The sequence below is a fragment of the Gillisella vitis genome (genome assembly GCF_021559775.1).
GTDB classification, from domain to species: domain Bacteria; phylum Pseudomonadota; class Alphaproteobacteria; order Rhizobiales; family Rhizobiaceae; genus Allorhizobium; species Allorhizobium ampelinum.
The window spans coordinates 552,816-574,231 of record NZ_CP056048.1; the positions used below are offsets into that span (position 1 = coordinate 552,816).

The 21,416-nt window shown below is 59.2% G+C and carries 11 protein-coding genes; 8 read left to right on the top strand and 3 right to left on the bottom strand.

What is annotated here, in order from left to right; genetic code table 11:
- Positions 1-43 precede the first annotated feature (43 nt).
- The 7 genes from AVCG78_RS19640 to ligM all read left to right on the top strand — a co-directional run bounded on the left by AVCG78_RS19640 (position 44) and on the right by ligM (position 12,779).
- Positions 44-2,005, top strand: a complete 1,962-nt coding sequence (locus tag AVCG78_RS19640) for a methyl-accepting chemotaxis protein (RefSeq protein WP_071584441.1) — start codon at positions 44-46, stop codon at positions 2,003-2,005.
- Positions 2,005-2,478 (top strand): chemotaxis protein CheW, encoded by a 474-nt coding sequence (locus AVCG78_RS19645; protein ID WP_071203951.1) that lies wholly within the window; start codon positions 2,005-2,007, stop codon positions 2,476-2,478. The genes AVCG78_RS19640 and AVCG78_RS19645 overlap by 1 nt, the downstream gene beginning before the upstream one ends.
- Positions 2,479-2,765: 287 nt before the next feature.
- Positions 2,766-4,139, top strand: coding sequence for an efflux RND transporter periplasmic adaptor subunit (locus AVCG78_RS19650; protein ID WP_234665033.1), 1,374 nt, complete (start codon positions 2,766-2,768; stop codon positions 4,137-4,139).
- Positions 4,136-7,234, top strand: a complete 3,099-nt coding sequence (locus tag AVCG78_RS19655) for an efflux RND transporter permease subunit (protein WP_071203955.1) — start codon at positions 4,136-4,138, stop codon at positions 7,232-7,234. Before AVCG78_RS19650 ends, AVCG78_RS19655 begins: the two co-directional genes overlap by 4 nt.
- Complete coding sequence (locus AVCG78_RS19660; protein ID WP_071203957.1) at positions 7,231-10,338, top strand: efflux RND transporter permease subunit; 3,108 nt, start codon at positions 7,231-7,233, stop codon at positions 10,336-10,338. Before AVCG78_RS19655 ends, AVCG78_RS19660 begins: the two co-directional genes overlap by 4 nt.
- A 140-nt stretch (positions 10,339-10,478) precedes the next feature.
- Positions 10,479-11,237, top strand: coding sequence for a GntR family transcriptional regulator (locus AVCG78_RS19665; RefSeq protein WP_071584439.1), 759 nt, complete (start codon positions 10,479-10,481; stop codon positions 11,235-11,237).
- 123 nt (positions 11,238-11,360) lie between these two features.
- On the top strand, positions 11,361-12,779 hold the full coding sequence (ligM, locus tag AVCG78_RS19670) for a vanillate/3-O-methylgallate O-demethylase (protein ID WP_071203961.1): 1,419 nt from the start codon (positions 11,361-11,363) through the stop codon (positions 12,777-12,779).
- Positions 12,780-13,040: 261 nt separating this feature from the next.
- Here the strand turns inward: ligM and AVCG78_RS19675 are convergent, their stop codons facing one another.
- Entirely contained in the window at positions 13,041-15,326 is a 2,286-nt protein-coding gene (locus AVCG78_RS19675) for a heavy metal translocating P-type ATPase (protein ID WP_156582603.1), read from the bottom strand.
- A gap of 68 nt (positions 15,327-15,394) precedes the next feature.
- On the opposite strand from AVCG78_RS19675, the gene AVCG78_RS19680 reads away from it, so the two are divergent.
- Entirely contained in the window at positions 15,395-15,817 is a 423-nt protein-coding gene (locus AVCG78_RS19680; RefSeq protein WP_174089738.1) for a MerR family transcriptional regulator, read from the top strand.
- 89 nt (positions 15,818-15,906) lie between these two features.
- Here the strand turns inward: AVCG78_RS19680 and glgB are convergent, their stop codons facing one another.
- Together glgB and treS are read right to left on the bottom strand one after the other, a co-directional pair.
- Positions 15,907-18,114, bottom strand: a complete 2,208-nt coding sequence (gene glgB, locus AVCG78_RS19685) for a 1,4-alpha-glucan branching protein GlgB (protein ID WP_071203965.1) — start codon at positions 18,112-18,114, stop codon at positions 15,907-15,909.
- The gene (gene treS / locus AVCG78_RS19690) at positions 18,111-21,413 is read right to left on the bottom strand and encodes a maltose alpha-D-glucosyltransferase (RefSeq protein WP_071584436.1); all 3,303 of its coding nucleotides are present in this window, start codon (positions 21,411-21,413) and stop codon (positions 18,111-18,113) included. The genes glgB and treS overlap by 4 nt, the downstream gene beginning before the upstream one ends.
- Positions 21,414-21,416 lie beyond the last annotated feature (3 nt).

Here is a 21,416-nt window from a genome sequence, read left to right on the forward strand (position 1 = left end):
GCGAATTATCGCGCCAGAAACGAAACAAAACTGGATTTCTGCGATGAAAAACCTGCCAATCATTGGTAAATTCTTAACTATAATGGCGCTGTTCGGTGTGTTTGCACTGGGCGTTGCTGGCTATGCTGGAACGCGCATTATGGATATCGACACATCCTATAGCGACCTCATATCCCAGGATACTGCCGCTGCGACAGCGATATCGCGCGCCAACCGGGCCTTGCAGGGTGCACGCTCGGCAATTGCGGAACTGACGATTGCTCGCTCCGACAAAGAGAAAGCCGGTTCTCAACAGGACCTTCAATCCTCACGGGCTGCTTTCGTAAAATTCATGGACATTGCCATTGCCGCGGTTCCCCAGCGCCGTGATGTTGCCGATGCCAAGACGGAAAGTCTGCGCATCATCGACAATACCTGTGCCAATACCATTGCTCTTGGCAATGCCAGCAATTCGCCAGAGGGCGTGGCGCTCGCGCAAGCCGCCTTTATCAATGAGTGTCAGGCGGCGTTTCGCGTTATTATGCCAAAAAACGTGCAATTGGTGGATGATTTGAACAATGCCACCGATCAGAAAAGCGATGCATTATCCGTGACATCAAGCCATGCCGCTATGGTCACGGTGGCCAGCATCGTAGCCGGTCTGGCAATCGTCCTGACCATCGGCTTCTTCGCAATCCGCTCGTGGCTTGTCCTGCCGATCCGCAAGGTTGCCGCAACGATGGAAACTCTGGCCGGTGGCGATCTCTCTGTGGATGTTGCGGGAACCGAGCGCCGTGACGAAGTCGGCGGGATGGCCAAGGCCGTGCAAGTGTTCAAAGATAACGGCCTGCGTGCCCGGGAACTGGAACGGGAAGCAGAAAGCGTGCGCAATTCCAGCGAGGCGGAACGGGCTCGTGTTGCAGAAATGGACCGCAAGCGTGCGGAAGAAATGGCAGAGGCGACGTCTGGCCTCGCCGATGGCCTGAAGCGACTGTCGAATGGCGATCTCGGCTTCCGTTTGAGCCAGCCGTTCGCCACCGAGTTCGAAGCGCTTCGCAATGACTTCAATGCTGCCGTTGCACAATTGTCCGATACGCTGGGTGCGGTTGCTAATGCCACCAGCTCTATCGATAGCGGTTCACGGGAAATCAGCCAGGCTGCCGAAGACCTGTCGAAGCGCACCGAACAGCAGGCCGCATCGCTGGAAGAAACCGCCGCCGCCCTCGACCAGATCACCACCAATGTCGCCAATTCCTCCAAGCGCGCCGAAGAAGCCCGGCATGTGGCGATCGAGGCCAACCAGTCAGCCCGCGAATCCGGCATTGTCGTCTCCAACGCTGTCGATGCCATGCAGCGGATCGAGCAATCGTCCAACCAGATCTCCAACATCATTGGCGTCATCGACGAAATTGCTTTCCAGACCAATCTTCTCGCTTTGAATGCGGGCGTGGAAGCAGCGCGCGCCGGGGAGGCTGGTAAGGGCTTTGCGGTCGTGGCCCAGGAAGTGCGCGAACTTGCCCAGCGCTCTGCCGGTGCTGCCAAGGAAATCAAGGAGTTGATCCGCAATTCTGCCGGCGAAGTCAGCAATGGTGTGACACTGGTGCGGGCGACCGGCGAGGCACTCAAGGCCATCGAAGCGCATGTTGTTACCATCAACAGCCAGCTTGATGCCATTGCCCTGTCGTCACGCGAACAATCGGTCGGTCTTGCCGAAGTCAACACCGCCGTCAACCAGATGGACCAGGTGACCCAGCAGAATGCCGCCATGGTCGAGCAATCGACGGCAGCCAGCTCTTCGCTGGCATCGGAAGCGGGCCGGTTGCGTCAATTGATTTCGCAATTCCACCTCGACGGCACCCAGACCATGCCTGCCTCTTCGGCTGCTGGCTGGACATCTAAAAAGCCGGCTGCTGCGCATGAACAGCACCGTCCGGTTGCGTCTCCGGCCCGGCGAATGGTGGGGCAGGTGGCCCGCGCCATGGGTCTCCAAACAGCGGCCAAGGCCGATAACTGGGAGGAATTTTGATGCTGATGGCCTCGACCAGCCAGGCGGATGCGCTAGAAATCCTGGCCTTCAGGCTGCATGGACAGGAATTCTGCGTCAAGACCACGTCCATCCGCGAAATTCGCGGCTGGGCACCGGCCACCTCCTTGCCGCATGCCCCTGCTGAGGTCATCGGGGTGATCAACCTGCGCGGCACGGTCATTCCCATCGTCGATCTCGCGGTCAAATTGGGAATGCAGGGCATGGTGGCCAATGAGCGCAGCGCCATCATCGTTGCGGAAGTGGACAGTGCGGTCGTCGGCCTGCTTGTCGATGCCGTGTCCGACATCTTGACGGTTCCCGCTGGTAGCTTGCAGCCCGTGCCGCAAGCTACCAGCACCGGAACGGATTTTTCCGATGGCATCATTGTGCAGGGCGCGAGCATGATCTGTTTTCTCAATCTCGAACGGATGTTTGCCCACAGCAATTGCGGCGATTGGGGGATTGCCGCTTGATTGCCCGAAATTTGTAGCAGGTCCAAAGCCCGGAAGTCTCTTCCGGGCTTTGGCGTTTTCAACCCATTGCCGTTTTCGCAAAATTTGGAATGAGGTCCTCGATAAACCCGTCTTTTCAAAGATGTGATTGGCTTGTCTTTATCCCGTAAGACAGTTTGATGAGCGAGTGCTATGAAGCCGGTTCTGTCCTTCTGTGGGAAAAGACAGGATTGCTGCCGGATGGACTATCCCCGAAGGACCATCCATGACGGGCCATGAAGAATGCGTGAGCGATACTTATGAAGAAAATGACGAAGATCGTCCTGGTCGGCCTGGTGCTTGTGGGGGCAGGATTGGTTTATGCTGCCCGCCAACCGCAATTTGCCGCGATCACCGCAGGCTGGCTGGGCAAGCCCCAGGCCGACCGGCAGCGGGGCCGCGATCTCGCCATTCCCGTTGTAGCCTCTCCGGTGAACCAGACGAATGTACCCGTCTACGTGACCGGCGTCGGCAGCGTCAAACCGTTGAATACTGTTGTTATCCAGCCGCAGGTCAGCGGGCGGATCACGAAGATCGGCTTTCAGGAGGGGCAGGACCTGAAGAAAGGCGAGTTGATCGCCACGCTGGATGACGCACTTTACAAGGCACAGTTGGATGAAGCGATTGGCAAGAAGGCCCAGGACTCGGCCCAATTAACGTATGCCATTCTGGAAATGGAGCGTTTGCAGCGCCTGATCGGCAATTCCGCCACCACTCAGCAGCAACTGGACAATCAGGTGGCGCTGGTGGCGCAATATAAGGCGCAGGTCCAATCCGACCAGGCAGCCATCGAGGCGGCTCAGGCTCAGCTGGATTACACCGTGATCAAGGCGCCGATGGATGGACGAACCGGCATTCGCAATGTCGATGTCGGCAATATCGTCTCGACCGGTGACACGACCGGCATCGTCACTCTGTCGCAGATCAAGCCAATTACCATCGTGTTTTCCATTCCGCAGCAGGATCTGGCCCGCGTCAATACCGCCAATGCCAATGGCGCTCTTTCGGTCGATGCCCTCGGCGATGACGGCAAGACGGTCGTTGCCAACGGCACGCTGACGGTGGTCGATAACCAGGTGGATACCACCACAGGCACTGTCCGCTTGCGGGCTGAATTTCCCAACGAAGATCTGCGGCTGTGGCCTGGCGCTTTCGTCAATGCCCGGCTTCTCTTCGAGACAAAGAAAGATGTGCTGACGGTTCCGTCTTCGGCCATCCAGCGCGGTCCTGCGGGTACTTACGCCTATATTGTTCAGCCAGACCAGACGGTGAAAATCCAGGCGGTGACGGTCGAGATGCAGGACGACCAGATGGCGGTGATCGCCAAAGGGGTCAGTGCCGGTGAGACTGTCGTGACGACCGGTTTCGCCCGGCTACAGGATGGCGCGCTGGTGCGGGTTTCGACGCCGCAGGAGGCCGATCCTGCCAATATGGCCGTGCCGTTGGATGATAACAAGCCGCGTCAACGCCATGGCGGTAACCGTAACAATGGCCAGGCCCGGCCAAACGCCCATGACCCAGCCTCGCCGAAAAATGGAGGTGAAAAACCTCCGGCTGGGCCGGACGGCAAACAAGCACCCGCCTCAGGAGAGCAAAAAGACACTGGCGCACCCGCAGCCCCACCGGCTGACGCAGCGAAATGAGTATTTCTACACCCTTCATCGCGCGGCCCGTCGCCACCTCGCTGCTGGGGATCGCCATCCTGCTGGGGGGATTGCTGGGATATGCCTCGCTGCCTGTAGCACCGCTGCCGCAGGTGGATTTTCCGACGATCCGCGTCACCACGCAATTGCCGGGCGCCGACCCCGAGACCATGGCGGCCCTGGTGACAGCGCCGCTGGAGCGGCCGCTTGGCCAGATCCCGGCACTGGCTTCGATGACCTCTTCCAGCGCCTTCGGCATCAGCCAGGTGACGCTACAATTCAACCTTGACCGTGATATCGATGGTGCCGCGCAGGACGTGCAGGCGGCGATCAATTCGGCAAGCGGCAGCCTGCCGAAAACCCTGCCTTATCCACCGACCTATGCGAAAGTGAACCCGGCGGATACGCCGACCATCACGCTGGCCCTGCATTCCGAGACCTATCCCATCAGAGATCTGAGCGACTTCGCCGATACGATCATGGCGCAGCGGCTGAGCGAGGTGTCCGGCGTCGGCGATGTGCGCGTCCAGGGCGGCGTGCGGCCTGCCATCCGCATTCAGGCGGATCTGACACGGCTTGCCTCCTATGGGATGTCGCTGGAGGATCTGCGCACCGCGATTACCAATGCCAATGTCTCCGGTGCCAAGGGGGCGGTGGACGGCACCTATCAATCCTTCACGCTCTCGGCCAATGACCAGATCCAGGACCCGGAAATCTACCGCGACACCATCGTCACCTATAGCAATAGCGCGCCTGTCCGGTTGCGCGATGTCGCCGATGTGGTCGAAGGGCTGGAAAACAGCCGCGTCGGTGCCTGGTATCAGGGCCATCCGGCGGTCATCGTCGATATCATGCGCCAGCCCGGTGCCAATGTCATCCAGACCGTCGAGGATGTCCGAAAACAGCTGCCGCGCCTGAAACAAGCGCTTCCCGCCGGGGTCTCGCTCGATATCGTCAACGACAGGACGGAGACCATCCGCGCCTCCATTCACGATGTGCAATGGACGCTGGCGCTCAGCGTCGGGCTGGTCATTCTCGTGGTGTTTCTGTTTCTGCGCACGCTGACGGCGACGATCATTGCCGCTGTCGCCCTGCCGCTGTCGCTGATCGCCACCTTCGGTATCATGTATTTTGCCGGCTTCAGCCTCGACAATCTGTCGCTGATGGCGCTCACCATCGGCACCGGCTTCGTGGTCGACGATGCCATCGTGATGATTGAAAATATCGCCCGTCACATCGAGGAGGGTGAAAGCCCGATGCAGGCCGCCTTGAAGGGGGCGGGCGAAATCGGCTTTACCATCATTTCGCTGACGGCCTCGCTGATCGCGGTCTTCATTCCGCTGCTGTTCATGACCGGTATCGTCGGGCGGATGTTCCGCGAATTTGCCCTGACACTGACCATCGCCGTCGTAGTGTCAGCAATCATTTCGCTGACGCTGACGCCGATGATGTGCGCGCGCATTCTGCGAGCCCCCAAGGAGCGCAATTCCGGCGTGCTCGGCATGGTGGACCGCGGCATGGATTGGATGAACGAAGGCTACCGGCGCAGTGTGGTCTGGGCTGTCAATCGAGGCTGGCTGATGCTGGTGCTGACGGGGATCACGCTTGTGATTACCGGCCTGCTTTACGTCACCATCCCCAAGGGCTTCCTGCCGGTGCAGGATACCGGGCTGATTTCTGCCGTCGTGGAAACCGAGCCGACCAGCTCGTTCGATGCGATGAAGCAGACCCAGTCCCTTGTCGGCAACCGGCTCCGCGCCGATCCGGCGGTGCAAAGCGTCATTGCGGTGATCGGCACCAGCGCCTCCAACCTGACGCTGAACACGGCAAGCTACAGTATCGTGCTGAAGCCGCTCGACCAGCGAGACATCTCGGCGACGGATTTGATCGACCGGCTGCGGGCCTCCGTTGCCGATATTCCTGGTATCCATCCGACCTTTCAGAGCATTCGCGATATTTCCATCAGCACGCGGGCCAGTCGTGCACCCTATCAATATACCCTGACCGGCACCAATACCGCGACTGTGGCCGATTGGGCCGACCGGCTGGCCCGGCGGCTACAGCAGAACCCGTTGCTGATCGATGTGACATCCGAAGTGGAAATGGGCGGCGGGCGGCTGGCGATCACCGTCAACCGTGAGACCGCAGCCCGCCTTGGCGTCTCCATGCAGGCGATCAACGATACGCTCTACGATGCTTTCGGCCAGCGCCAGATCAGCACCATCTACGGGCAGGCGAACCAGTACCGCGTCATTCTGGAGGCCGCGCAGCGCTTTCAGGGCGATCCGAAATCCCTGGAAAAACTCTATGTCAAAGGCACGAGCGGTGCCATCGTGCCGCTGAATGCGGTTGCATCGGTCAAGTTTACCACGGCACCACTGGTGATCAGCCGGGACGATCAATTCCCCGCCGTCACCATCAGCTTCGATCTCGCCCGGCACGCATCGCTGAGTGAGGCAATTGCCGCCATCAAGAGTTCTGAGCGTGACATCAGCATGCCCGCCTCCATCCAGCGTCATTATAGCGGCGATACCGAGGAATTCGACCGCTCGCTGGCGGGAGAGCCCTGGCTGATTCTGGCGGCGATCATCACCATCTATATCGTGCTGGGTCTGCTGTATGAAAGCACCATCCACCCGATCACCATTCTGTCCACGCTGCCTTCGGCGGGCGTCGGGGCGCTGCTGGCGCTGATGCTGTTTGGTCAGGATCTGTCGATTATCGCCTTGATCGGCATTGTTCTGCTGATGGGTATCGTCAAGAAAAACGCGATCATGATGATCGATTTCGCGCTGGACGCGGAGCGCAAGGACGGGCTTAGCGCCCGCGATGCCATCATCAAGGCCGCCGTCATGCGCTTTCGGCCCATCATGATGACCACGCTGGCGGCCCTGTTCGGGGCGCTGCCGCTGGCGCTTGCCCAGGGAACCGGCGCGGAACTGCGCATCCCGCTCGGCATCTCGATCATCGGCGGTCTGCTGCTCAGCCAATTGCTGACGCTCTATACCACGCCTGTCATCTATCTGGCGCTGGATGGAGTGCGCGCCAGGATGCAGGGAAAGCGTGCGGCTTCCGATATCGGAGGCCCGTTATGAATATCTCAAGCCTGTTCATCAGCCGCCCGGTTGGCACAACTTTGCTGGCCATCGGCCTGATGATGCTCGGGCTGGTCGCCTACCGGTTCCTGCCGGTCGCAAGCCTGCCTGCCGTCGATCTTCCCACCATAAGGGTGACAGCCAGCCGCCCCGGAGCCGATCCGGAAAGCATGGCGTCCAGCGTTGCCGCGCCACTTGAGCGCCATCTTGGCGCGATTGCCGGTGTGACCGAAATGACCTCGACCAGTGGGCTTGGCACGACCAATATCTTTTTGCAATTCGACCTTTCCCGCAATGTCGATAGCGCCGCCCAGGATGTCCAGGCGGCCATCAATGCCGCCGTCGGAGATCTGCCAAGTGACCTGCCGTCGCTTCCGTCCATGCGCAAGGCCAATCCTGCCGCATCGCCAATCCTGACGCTGGCGCTGACCTCCGATACCATTCCCGCCAGTGCGATATACGATGCCGCCGATAGCGTCGTTGTGCAGCGGATTTCGCAGGTGGAAGGGGTTGGCGACGTCTCGGTCAGCGGTGCCGACCAGCCCGCCGTCCGCGTCCGGCTTAACCCGGACCGGCTGGCGGCCATCGGGCTTTCGGCGGATGATGTGCGCACCGCCATCGTCAATGGCAATGCGCTTGCGCCGATTGGTGCCATTGATGGAAGCCAGGCTTTCTACGCGCTGTCAGTCAATGCGCAATTGATTACGCCTGAAGATTACGGCCAGCTTGTTATCCATGCCTCCAACGGCATCGCCGTCCGGCTGGCCGATATCGCCACCGTGGAGCCCGGCGTGCGCAACCGCCGTTCCGATGCTTGGTTCAACGGCAAGCCCGCCGTTCTTCTCAATATCACCAAGGCGGCGGATGCCAATGTGATGTCCACGGTCGATGCGGTGAAGGCACTCATCCCCGAGGTCAAACAACTCATTCCTGCCGGTATCGAAATCGATATCCTCAATGACCGCACCAAGACGATTCATGCCAGCGTTGAGGACATGCAGTTTACCCTGCTGGCGACGGTGGCGCTGGTCATGGCCGTGGTTTTCGTCTTCCTGCGCCGGTCGGTGCCGACGCTGGCCGCCGGTTTGACGGTGCCGCTGTCGTTTGCAGGCGCATTTGCCGCCATGTGGCTGACGGGACTGTCCATCGACAATCTGTCGTTGATGGCGCTGGCAGTGGCCAGCGGCTTCGTGGTGGACGACGCGATTGTGATGATCGAGACGATTTACGCCAATATCGAAAAAGGCATGAAGCCGCTTGAGGCGGCCCACGCGGGCGCCCGGCAGATCGGCTTTACGGTGATCGCCATCAGTATTTCATTGATGGCCGCCTTCATTCCCTTGTTTTTCATGGGCGGCATTGTCGGCAAATTCTTCCTGACCTTTTCCCTGACGCTCGCCTTCACCATCGCCGTTTCCACCGTGGTCTCCCTGACCTTGACGCCGATGATTTGCGGCCACCGGATCAAGGCGCGGGATCTCGACGCCCGGCAGGGCCGCTTTGATCGCGCCATCGAACACAGCCTGGAGCGGACCGTTGCCTTTTACGACCGCACATTGAAGGGCGTCCTGCATCACCGTTTCCTTGCGGTGGTCATCACCATCGCCTGCATCGTGCTGACTGGTTTTCTTTATGCCAAAGTGCCAAAGGGTTTTATGCCGCGCGACGATACCGGCTTCGTGATGGGCAATAGCCAGGCTGCCAGCGACATATCCTATCCGGCCATGCTGGCATTGCAAAAGCGCGCCTTGGCCATCGTGGAGCGCGATCCAGCGGTGCAGAGCATTGGCGCTTCCGTCGGTGGCGGCTTTTTGGGAACAGCCAATCGCGGCCAGATGCTGATCGCGTTGAAAGCGCCTGAAGAAAGAGAGGCAACGGACGTGGTGATCGAGCGGCTGCGCCGCGCGGTTGCCGTCATTCCCGGTCTCGATACATCGTTCTTTTCGCCAAGCGATATCCGGGTCGGCGCGCGGACATCGGATTCGGAATTTCAATTCACGCTTTGGGATGCCGATTATGACGAGTTGGTGGCCTGGGCGCCGCGCATTCTCGCCCGGCTGCGGCAGGAACCCTTGCTGACCGACGTCAATAGCGACCGTCAACCGAGCGGTCTTCAGGCCAATGTCGTCGTTGACCGGACCGCCGCGTCTCGTCTCGGCGTCAAGATGACGGCGGTCGATGCGGCGCTCAACAATGCCTTTGCCCAGCGTCAGGTGACGATCGTCTATGGAGAGCGTAACCAATACCGTGTCATCCTTGAAACCTATCTGGATTTCGCCAAGGACCCGGAACATGTTCTGAAGATCTATGTGCCTGGAAATAGTGGTACGCAGGTGCCGCTCAGCGCTTTTGCCAGGATTGAGCGGACATTGGCACCCATTGGCGTCAATCATCAGGGGCAATTTCCGGCGGTGACGATTTCCTATAATGTCGGGCCGGATACCACGCTGTCCGAGGCCAATGATGCGGTCAAGGCTGCCGTGGCCGGCATGCATCTGCCCGATACGCTGCATGCCGAATTTGCCGGTGACGCCGCCAATGCATCGAGTTCCTCAGGCGGCCAGCCGCTGCTCATTCTCGCCGCTCTTCTGGCCGTCTATATCGTGCTGGGCATTCTCTATGAGAGCCTCATTCATCCCCTGACGATCATTTCCACGCTGCCTTCTGCCGGGCTGGGCGCGTTGCTGGCACTGTGGATCAGCGGCACGGAACTGACCATCGTCGCCTTTATAGGCATTATTCTGTTGATTGGCATCGTCAAGAAAAACGGGATCATGCTGGTGGATTTCGCGCTCGAAGCCGAACGCCAGCATGGGATGTCGCCCGAGGATGCCATTCATGAAGCCTGCCTGCGGCGGTTTCGGCCGATCATGATGACGACGCTTGCCGCCTTCATGGGCGCGCTGCCACTGGTGCTGGCGACCGGTCCCGGTGCCGATCTTCATCGACCGCTCGGGGTGACGATCATTGGCGGCCTTATCGTCTCTCAGGCTCTGACCCTTTACACCACGCCGATCATCTACCTGATCTTTGCGCGTCTGTCGGCGCGCTATGGCGCGAAAACCAAAGCTGGGAAGAACCTGGATCACCGTCCGGCTGTTTAGACATCTCCCGTTGCGAACAGATATGATCGTCATTGCAGCTTTTCCATGTATACATTAAATTAGAAAAATTGCGTCTGCTGCTTGCCGCTGCGCGGCAGCGGGTCGGGGGAGTGATTGGTTCGGAAAGGGGCTTTATCAGGATGCAGAAGGATACGAAAGCCTCGGTAAAACTGGCGGATACCGCCACCCATGGTCGCCGTGCCGTGATCGAATTGCGTGAAAAAATCATCAGCGGACATCTCACCGGCGGGACGCGGTTGTTTGAGGTATCGCTGGCGGAGGAACTCGATATTTCCCGCACGCCGGTGCGCGAAGCCCTGTCACGGCTGGCCGAGGAAGGCCTGCTTGATCGCTTGCCGAATGGCGGTTTTGTGGTGCGCCGGTTTGGTTATGACGATGTTATTGATGCTATCGAATTGCGGGGTGTTCTTGAGGGAACAGCGGCAAGACTGGCCGCAGAGCGTGGGGCTGATGCGGAGGCGCTCGCTACAATTTCTGAGACAATTATTAAGCTGGATCAGTGTTTTGGCCCCTATGTCGATGACGTTGACTTCGATGCCTATGCCGATCTCAACGAAATTTTTCATCGTCAATTGGCCGCCCTTTGCGCAAGCGAAGTGATGCGCCGCGAGGTGGAACGGGCCAGCGCCTTGCCCTTCGCCTCGCCCTCCGCTTTCCTACCCAACCGGATGGATATTGCGGCTTTCCGCCGCTCCCTGCGGTCGGCGCAGGAGCAGCATCGCGGCCTGGTCGAAGCCATCACAGCCCGCGAGGGCGCGCGCGCGGAAGCTATCGCCCGTGAACATGCCAGGACCGCACGACGGAATCTCGATTACCTTTTCAAGGAAGCGCCTGGATTGATCGACAAGATCCCGGGCATGGCGCTTATTCGCCGCTGACCGTTTCGCGCAGTGTTGTGTGTTAATCGTGATGGCCACAAAAAAGCTTCAGAAGCGGGCTTGCATTCTGCTCAAGGATTGGCATCAATGTATACACACTGAAGTGTGCCTTGGGAGGAAACGATGGCAGCAAGCAGTCTCCACGATATTTTGCAGGATAATCCCGACATTGTCGGTCGGCTGCGCAATTCGCCGGTCGGAATGTATGTATACCCGGTGGTGACACCTGAATTCAGCAATTGGCGTTCCGAACAAGTCGCCTGGCGCAATTCAGCCGTGCTGTTCGACCAATCCCACCATATGGACGAATTGATCGTCGAGGGACCGGATGCGGAGAAATTTCTCAGCCATCACGGCATCAATTCCTTTGCGAATTTCGATCTCAACCGCGCCAAGCACTTCGTTCCGGTCACGCCGAACGGCCATGTGATCGGCGATCACATTATCTTCCGCGGACGACAGGACAAGTTCATCCTGGTGGGCCGCGCCCCGACCTCGAACTGGCTGATGTTCTGCGCCGCCTATGGCAAATGGAACGTCCGCCTCAAGCACGATCCGCGTTCACCGTCGCGTCCGGAAGGCGAACGGGTGTTGCGCACCCATTATCGCTACCAGATCCAGGGGCCGGAAGCTCCGAAGATCTTCGAGAAGATCAATGGCGGGCCGGTTCCGGAGATCAAGTTTTTCCATGTCGATTGGATCAATGTCGGCTCCAAGAAGGTGCAGGCGCTTCGCCATGGCATGTCCGGCGCGCCGGGTCTGGAAATCTGGGGGCCGTATGAGGACAAGAATTACATCCTGTCCTGCATTCTCGAAGCGGCAAAGGATGCCAATGTCGATCTGGTGCGCTGCGGCAGCCGCGCCTATTCCACCAACACACTGGAGAGCGGCTGGATTCCCTCGCCGCTTCCCGGCATCTATACCGGCGATGGCATGCTCGCCGACTATCGTCAATGGTTGGGCGCTGACAGCTATGAGGCCAATGGTCCGATTGGTGGCAGCTTCGTTTCCAGCAATATCGAGGATTATTACGTCAATCCGTTCGAGCTTGGCTATGATTTCTACATCGGCTGGAAGAAGGACGATTTCATCGGCAAGGCAGCGCTTGAAAAGTTCAAGGGCCAGACCAACCGCAAGAAAGTCACCTTCGAATGGAATGCCGAGGATGTGGTCGAAGTGATCGCCTCTGCCTTCCGTCCGGGCGAAGACAGCTACAAGTGGATCGATTTCCCCGTGCTGAACTACGCCTCAACCAGTGCCGACATGATCATCAACGACGCGGGCAAGATGGTGGGGCTGTCAATGTTTGGCGGTTATTCCTATAATGAGCGTTGCATTCTGTCGCTTGGCATTGTCGATGCCGATGTCAAGGAAGGCGACGTGCTGACGCTGATCTGGGGTGAACCGGACGGCGGCAGCGGTAAAACCTCCACCGAGCGCCCGCACAAGCAGGCGAAAATCCGCGTGCGGATCTCGCCTACGCCTTACGCGCGCCAGGCCCGCGAGACCTACGCCGAGAGCTGGCGCACCAAGAGAAAATGATCTGCTGGAATTTTGCAGTAGATCGAAAACATTATCGCACCGGGTGATGTATAAAACGCTCGGTGATGTCCTAGACCAATCATAGTCTGCATTTATCCTCGACGTCATGCTCGGCCTTGTGCCGAGCATCTAAGCACATTAATTTATTCAGCAATGTCAATGGCTTATTTATCGGCGGCAGACCCTCGGGACGGTCCCGAGGGTGACGATATGTTGAGATCGGAGTGATTTGTATCGGACGGTCACTCCGCGTTCAACACGTCAGGCGGCCTTTGCGCTGCCGCGCCAGCGCAATAGGCGCATGGCGTTGGCGGTGACGAGAACGGTAGCACCGGTATCGGCCAGGATTGCTGGCCAGAGACCGGTAATGCCGATAATCGTCGTCACCAGGAAGACGGCTTTCAGCCCGATGGCAATGGTGATGTTTTGGCGAATATTGCCCATTACCTGCCGCGACAGCATGACCATGTCGGCTAGGTCCATCACCCTTCCATGCAGAATGGCCGCATCGGCGGTTTCCAGTGCCACATCCGTTCCGCCGCCCATGGCGATGCCGATATCGGCGGCGGCGAGAGCGGGGGCGTCGTTGATGCCGTCTCCGACCTTGGCGACCCGCTCGCCTTTCGCCTGCATGTCGCGGACGATAGCCTGTTTGTCCTGCGGCAGCAGATCGGCACGAGGCTCAATGTCAAGCAGCGTGGCGATGGCTCTGGCCGTGGCGGCATTGTCGCCGGTCAGCATGACCGGGCGAATACCGGCAGCCTTCAACGCGTCCAATCCTTGGCGGGCATCGGGACGGGGCTCGTCGCGCAGCGCGATCAGCCCCGTTACAAATCCGTTCTTCACCAGCAGAGAGACGGATTTTCCTTCCGCACTCAGTTTTTCGATCCGGGTGACGATCTCAGCGGAAACTGCGGCCAGTTCGGCGGCGGCACTGGCCGATCCGAGGAAGAGGCTGATGCCGCCCACCGTGCCGCGCACGCCCTTGCCAGCGATAGCGCCGGTCTCGTTTGCCGTTGGTACGGAAATGGCGCGGTCGGTGGCGGCCTCGATAATCGCCCGGGCCAGCGGATGGCTCGACCCCATCTCAAGGGCTGCCGCATCGGCCAGCACGTTCTCTTCGACTGCGCCGCCAAACGCGACGATATCCGTCACCTTCGGCTTACCTTCTGTCAACGTTCCCGTCTTGTCGAGCGCGATGGCGGTGATCCGTCCGACATTTTCGAGAACCGCGCCGCCCTTCATCAGCAGGCCACGACGCGCACCGGCGGAAAGACCGGCGGCAATGGCGGCGGGTGTCGAGATCACCAGGGCGCAGGGGCAGCCGATCAGCAGAATTGCCAGACCTTTGTAGAGCCAGAGGCTCCAGTCCCCATCCCACAACAGCGGCGGCAGGATCGCCACCAGCGCGGCCAATAGCGTTACAGCGGGCGTGTAATAGCGCGAAAACCGGTCGATGAAGCGCTCGGTTGGCGCTTTGCTCTCCTGGGCTTCCTCGACCAGACGGACAACGCGGGCAATGGTGTTGTCGGCGGCGGTGGCCGTCACCTTGACGCGAAGCGTTCCCTCACCATTCACCGTTCCGGCAAAAACACCGTCCCCGGCACCCTTGGTTTTCGGCAGGCTCTCTCCGGTGACAGGGGCTTCATTGATCGCGCTGGTGCCATCGATAATTTCTCCATCGGCAGGAACCCGGTCGCCGGGCCGCACGATGACGATGGTACCGAGTGTTAGGCTTGCGGCAGCCACGTCTTCAAGGCGGCCATTCCGCTCGATCCGCGCCGTATCGGGAACCAGCTTGGTCAGGCCTTGAATACTGGCCCGCGCCCGCCCGGCCGCAAAGCCTTCGAGCAATTCACCGACCAGAAACAGGAACACCACGGTGGCTGCTTCCTCGGTCGCACCGATGATGATGGCGCCGATAGAGGCGATGGTCATCAGCATTTCAATGGAAAACGGCGTGCCAGCCAGCGCGGCCATCACCGCACGGCGAGCGATCGGCACGATGCCGATTGCGATGGCCGCCAGAAAAGCCCAGAAGGACAAGGAGGGCACGAGATGGCCGATGAGCATGGCGATAATGAGTGCAGCACCGCTCGTTGCGACCTGCCTGGCCTTTTGTGTGCGCCACCAAACGGCTGTCGTGGGTCCGGCATCATGCTGATGGCTGTGCAGGCCGTCGCCATGAGAGGCGTGGTCATGTCCCTCATGGTTATGCCCCTCATGATTATGCTCATCGTGATGATGATGCACCTCGCCATCATGATGGCCCGTGCAGGTCGGGCCATGCGCATGATCGTGCTGGTGCTCGTGTTGTGGAACGGAGGCGGCGAGGCGGGTGGTTTTGTAGCCAAGACCGGTCACCTTATCGGCAAGTGTGACCAGATCGGCATCGCCGTCGTGGACAACCGCCATGGTCTGTGCCGTTACCGAAACCCGGACATCGGTAATGCCGGCCACACGGCGTGCGGCGGTGTCGATTTTTGCCGCGCAGGAGGCGCAATCCATGCCCTCGACGCGGAAGCGGGTGGTCTGTTCGGTTGCCATCGGTTCGTCCTTGTCATTGTGTCGAACCGATCCTACATTCTCTAGTGACTAGAGGAGCAAGGGCAAAATTGATGAATATTGCAATTGGCGAGGCGGCGCGGATCAGTGGCGTCAAGGTTGCGACGATCCGGTATTACGAACAGGTTGGCCTCGTGCCGCAGCCGCCGCGCACCGATGGAAACCGCAGGCTTTACAGCGCTGCTCATTTGCAGAGGCTGACCTTCATCCGCCATGCGCGTGAGCTTGGCTTCGAGGTCGATGCCATTCGCACGCTGCTTGATCTTCAGGATAAGCCCGGTCAGTCTTGTTCACCCGCTGATTCGATTGCAAGACAACGGCTTGCCGATGTCGAGGAACGGATCGACCGGCTCAAGGCGTTGAAAACCGAGTTGGAGCGAATGATCACCGGCTGTTCGCATGGGACGATTGCCGAATGCCGGGTCATCGAGGTTCTGGCCGATCACGATCAATGCCGCCATGACCGGCATTGATGTCACGAGAGCATCGGTCCGATGCTCTCAGTTTTTGTTTGCGCATCGGATTTATCCGAAAACCGGTTCCCACTTTTCGGTCCGATGCTCTAGGCCACCCATTTCAGATAGAGTGTCGCCAGTGGTGGCAGGGCGAGGTTGATCGAAAATTCCCTGCCATGGGCCGGGTGCGGCTCGGCTGAGACGTCACCCTTTCCTTGCCCTGAGCCACCAAATTCACTTGCATCGCTGTTGAGGATTTCCATCCACCGTCCATGCCTTGGCACGCCGACGCGGTAGTCATGTCGTAAAATCGGGGTGAAATTCGAAATCGCCAGAATGCAGGTCTCACGGTTCTCGTCATAGCGCAGCATGGCGATAACCGAGTTTTCGGCATCGTCGGCAATCGCCCATTCAAATCCGGCGGGGTCGAGATCGCTGAATTGCAGGGCCTTTTCCTGCTGATACACTCCATTCAGCTTGGCAACCAGCGTCTGAACTCCGGCGTGATCCGGTCGGTCCATCAAATCCCAGGAGATGGATTGATCGTGGTTCCACTCGATGTCCTGGCCGATCTCGCAGCCCATAAACACCAGTTTCTTGCCAGGATGCGCCCACATGAAACCATAATACGCTCTGAGATTGGCAAGTTTTTGCCAGCGGTCGCCGGGCATTTTACCCAGCAACGAGCCTTTGCCATGCACGACCTCATCATGGGAAAGCGGCAGCACGAACCGCTCGGAATATTGATAGACCATGCTGAAGGTCATCGTGCCGTGATGGTATTTGCGATAGACCGGATCTTCTTCGATGTAGGACAGGCTGTCATGCATCCAGCCCATGTTCCATTTGAAATCGAAGCCGAGGCCGCCTTCTTCCGGTGATTTGGTCACACCCGGCCAGGCGGTCGACTCTTCGGCAATCATCAACGCATGCGGGCAACGGCTGTGAACCACGCTGTTCAAATGCTTGAAGAACTCGACGGATTCTAGATTTTCCCGTCCGCCGAATTGGTTGGGAATCCATTCGCCGTCATTGCGGCTATAGTCGCGGTACAGCATCGAGGCGACAGCATCGACCCGCAGCCCGTCGATATGGAAATGCTCCAGCCACTCGAAGGCGCTGGCAATCAGAAAGCCCTTCACCTCCTTGCGACCGAGATTGTAGATCAGCGTGTTCCAGTCCCGATGAAAGCCCTCGCGCGGGTCTTCATGCTCATAAAGCGCGCTGCCGTCAAAGCGTGCCAGGCCCCAGACATCGGTCGGAAAATGGGCAGGCACCCAATCGAGAAGCACGCCGACACCGCTCGCATGGCAGCGGTCGATGAAATAGGCCAAATCCTCCGGCGTGCCATAGCGCCCGGTGGGGGAAAACAGGCCGAGCGGCTGATAACCCCAGGAGCCGCCAAACGGATGTTCGGTGATCGGCAGCAATTCAATATGGGTGAAATTCATCGATTTGACGTAGGGTACCAGCCGTTGGCTCAGCTCCACCCAGTCGAGCCAGCGATTGCCATCTTCAGAGATCCGCAGCCACGAGCCGAGATGCACTTCATAGATCGAGATCGGCTCACGGGCGGCGGAATCGGCGTTCTGCCTTGTCATCCAGGCCTGGTCCGTCCAGGCGAAAGGCGTGTTTGACGCGACGATGGAGGCCGTTCCCGGTGCCGCTTCGCTGGCTTTGGCGACCGGATCGGCCTTTTGCGGCAGCACATTGCCTTGCGCGTCGATCAATTCATATTTGTAGCGCTCGCCTGGCCCGAGGCCCGGAACGAACAATTCCCAGATGCCGCCGGATTGGCGCAGGCGCATCGGGTTGCGCCGCCCATCCCAGGAGTTGAAATCGCCCACCACCGAGACGCGCTGTGCAGTTGGCGCCCAGACGGCAAAGCCTACCCCTGCCACCCCGTCCATCTCTCTCGGGTTGGCCCCCAGCGTGCGAGCGAGATCGTAATGAGTGGCCTCGGCGATCAGATGCAGGTCCATATCGCCCAGCAGCAGGCCGAAGGCATAGGGGTCTTCGGCAATCTGCACTGCGCCCTGCCATTCGATCCGAAACCGGTAGCGCGAGGAAGAGCGAAGCTCTCCCGCGAACAGGCCGCCCGGATGCACCAGGTTCAGCCGGCCTACCGGGGCATTGCTGTTTCTGTCGAGCATTTCCACGCCGAGCGCACCCGGAAAAATCGCCCGGACCACCGTTTCCTCATCTGTCCGATGCGGTCCCAGAATGGAAAAGGGATCGCCGTGCCTGCCGTCGACCAGGGCTTGAACCGCCTGGGCATCGATGCCGGATAGCAAGTCGCTCGTGGCAATCGTCATAGGGAATTCTCCGTCAGCCGTTCGGCAATGTCGGCAAACCCGGCAAGCGGAATAGCGATCCAGCCGGGCCGATTGCTGGCTTCATAGCCGATTTCATAGGCGGCCTTTTCCAGCAGGAACAGGTCGAGGATCTCGCGGCGTTTTTCAGGGTCCATTGCCAGTGATGGTTCTCCGTCGACTGCCGTGAAATAGCTGTCGAGGAAATGCGTCTCGGCCTTCTTGCGAAACGCCTCGATCAGCGCGGCTCTTGCTGCACTGTCGCCCTGGACGACGATCTCGCGGCCCGTATCGGCGGAAGCAGCGAGATAGCTCAGTGACCGGATCAGCCCGGCCACGTCGCGCAGCGGATTGGTCTTTGCCCGCCGTTCGGCCAGAGGACGGGCCGGTTCGCCTTCGAAATCGATGATATAAACATCGTCTTCGGCAACAAGGATTTGGCCCAGATGGAAATCGCCGTGGTTGCGGATCATCAGCGTGTCCTTGGCAACACTCGCCAGCGTACCGACGGCGCTCAAGATCTGCTCCCGACGGTCCGCCAACATGGTGCTGACCCTGATAGTTTCAGTGTCGAGACCATCGCTGTCGCTGCGATGGCTCATCTCAGACACTCTGTCCAGGCAGTCGGCAACGCGAGCCATGACTGATAGCGCCCAAACGGACACATCCTCATCACTCATTGCGACCGGCGCGAAAGCCGGGTCGTCTGTCGGTCTGGCCAGAGCTACATGCAACTCGCCAAGCCGCTTGCCGATCACAGCGGCCTGATTGAACAGCGGGTTGAACCGCTCTTGCTCGGCATCGTCATCCTGACCGGCAACCATGCTTTGTTCGAGCGTTTGCCTGAGCGTGTCGAGCATCCAGGTCCAGGCATCGCCCTGATTGCGGATGGCGCCCTGGATGATGATCAATGTCGAGCGCTCATCTTCAGGTGAAACCCTGACGACCTCTCCCAGCAGTGGTGCAGTGTTGGCGTAGCCAAGCCGCGTCAGGTGGCGGGTCATTTCCACTTCCGGGTGGATGCCCTGATGGATGTGACGAATGAGCTTGATCATCGCCATGTCGCCGATGATCAACGAACTATTGGATTGTTCGGCCGAGAGCCATTTGACTTGCATGTCGTCGGACAGCTCAATGCCATCGAGTTGTTCGGTGCCGATGAAATCGATGGAGCCGCTTTTACTGGAAATGCTGGAGCGTTCGCGCAAAGCCCTGATGACGCCGCGTGCCATGCTTTGCATGGCAAAGCCATCCGTCAGGAAGCCAACCCGGCGTCCTTTCCGCACTCTTGCAAAGGCCAATTGCTGGGCAAGCGCATGGGGGTTCTCATCGTCCCAGGCGATGGCGAACGGTAGAAAATACCGCTCAACGCGATCTTCCAACTCGGTTTCCAACTCACCCAGCAGCAGGTCATTGCCGAAGGGCATCGGAATGGTCGAGATCAGCGAGGCGCGCTTCACCCTTTCGCCCTTGGAGGCAAACCACCGGCGCTTGGCAAGATAGGCAGGCAGGATTTCACGCGAAATCGTCTCTTGGATACCAGGCTCGTCCAGCAATTGGGCAAGCTCGCGCCGCATGACGATGGTAACGAAATCCGGCAATTGCTCCGGTGGCTCTGTGCGCCAGGTTGGCCCATCCGCGTCCGTCTCGCCTGACAGCTTGAACCAGAAGAAACCATAGGGTGGCAGGGTCAGCAGATAAGTCAGCTGGCCGATGGGGGGAAAGGCCGACATGCCTGTTAGTTCGATGGGAATGCGCTTTTCGAATTCAGCGAGATCCAGCTCAACCGCCTGCGGCAGGCGCGACAGATTGGCGACGCAGAGCAGCACTTCGCCTTCATATTCCCGCAGATAGGCGATGATCTTGCGGTTGGCCGGTGACAGGAACCGCAATGTGCCGCGTCCGAATGCAGTAAATTTACGCCGGAGCGCCAGCATATGGCGGCTCCAGTTCAGCAGCGAATGGGCATCAGCCGACTGTGCTTCAACATTGACCGCCTCATAGCCATAGAGGGGGTCCATCAGCGGCGGCAGGACCAGACGGGCCGGGTCGGCGCGGGAAAACCCGCCATTGCGATCCGGGGACCATTGCATCGGTGTGCGCACCCCGTCGCGGTCGCCGAGATAGATATTATCGCCCATGCCAATCTCGTCGCCGTAATAGATCACCGGCGTGCCGCGCATCGACAGCAGCAGCGCGTTCATCAACTCGATGCGGCGTCGGTCGCGTTCCATCAGGGGTGCCAACCGGCGGCGAATGCCGAGATTGATGCGGGCGCGGCGGTCGGCGGCATAGGTATTCCACAAATAGTCCCGCTCGGCGTCTGTGACCATTTCCAGCGTCAGTTCGTCGTGATTGCGCAGGAAAATTGCCCATTGGCAATTATCGGGGATCTCAGGTGTCTGGCGCATGATGTCGGTGATCGGAAAACGATCCTCCTTGGCAATCGCCATATACATGCGTGGCATCAGCGGGAAGTGAAAGGCCATGTGACATTCGTCACCGTCGCCGAAATATTCCTGGGTATCTTCAGGCCATTGATTGGCCTCGGCCAACAGCATCTTGCCCGGATGACCTTCGTCCATCGCCGCCCGGATCTTCTTCAGGATCGCATGAGTCTCCGGCAGGTTCTCGTTATTGGTCCCCTCGCGCTCGACAAGGTAGGGAATGGCGTCGAGCCGGAAGGCATCAATGCCGGTATCGAGCCAGAAGCGCATGACCGTGATCAACTCGTCCAGCACAGCCGGATTGTCGAAGTTCAAATCCGGCTGATGGGAATAGAAGCGGTGCCAGTAATAGGCGCCAGCCACCGGGTCCCAGGTCCAGTTGGATTTTTCCGTATCGAGAAAGATGATCCGCGTTTCCGGAAACTTCTGATCGGTCTCCGACCAGACATAGAAATCCCGTTCCGGCGAACCGGCGGGCGCATTGCGGGCTCGCTCAAACCAGGGATGCTGGTCGGATGTATGGTTGATCACCAATTCGATGATGACGCGCATGTCACGGGCATGAGCGGCATCCACGAAGGCGCGGAAATCGTCCATCGTGCCATAGTCCGGGCTGACATTGCCGTAATCGGCGATGTCATAGCCATCATCGCGCCGCGGCGAGGGAAAGAACGGCAAGATCCAGATGGCGGTAATGCCAAGCGAGGCGATATGGTCGAGCTTTTCCGTCAAGCCCTTGAAGTCGCCGATCCCGTCGCCATTGCCATCGTAAAAGGACTTGATATGCAATTGATAGATAATTGCATCCTTATACCAAAGCGGATCGGTCTCGGCCTGCTGATGTTGTTGTTCCATCGG

What these genes read in the sequence shown, in the direction of transcription:
- ligM (WP_071203961.1), top strand. Translation starts at nt 11,361, where the DNA reads ATGGCAGCAAGCAGTCTCCACGATATTTTGCAGGATAATCCCGACATT.
- AVCG78_RS19650 (WP_234665033.1), top strand. Translation starts at nt 2,766, where the DNA reads ATGACGAAGATCGTCCTGGTCGGCCTGGTGCTTGTGGGGGCAGGATTG.
- AVCG78_RS19675 (WP_156582603.1), bottom strand. Translation starts at nt 15,326, where the DNA reads ATGGCAACCGAACAGACCACCCGCTTCCGCGTCGAGGGCATGGATTGC.
- AVCG78_RS19660 (WP_071203957.1), top strand. Translation starts at nt 7,231, where the DNA reads ATGAATATCTCAAGCCTGTTCATCAGCCGCCCGGTTGGCACAACTTTG.
- glgB (WP_071203965.1), bottom strand. Translation starts at nt 18,114, where the DNA reads ATGACGATTGCCACGAGCGACTTGCTATCCGGCATCGATGCCCAGGCG.
- treS (WP_071584436.1), bottom strand. Translation starts at nt 21,413, where the DNA reads ATGGAACAACAACATCAGCAGGCCGAGACCGATCCGCTTTGGTATAAG.
- AVCG78_RS19645 (WP_071203951.1), top strand. Translation starts at nt 2,005, where the DNA reads ATGCTGATGGCCTCGACCAGCCAGGCGGATGCGCTAGAAATCCTGGCC.
- AVCG78_RS19655 (WP_071203955.1), top strand. Translation starts at nt 4,136, where the DNA reads ATGAGTATTTCTACACCCTTCATCGCGCGGCCCGTCGCCACCTCGCTG.
- AVCG78_RS19665 (WP_071584439.1), top strand. Translation starts at nt 10,479, where the DNA reads ATGCAGAAGGATACGAAAGCCTCGGTAAAACTGGCGGATACCGCCACC.
- AVCG78_RS19640 (WP_071584441.1), top strand. Translation starts at nt 44, where the DNA reads ATGAAAAACCTGCCAATCATTGGTAAATTCTTAACTATAATGGCGCTG.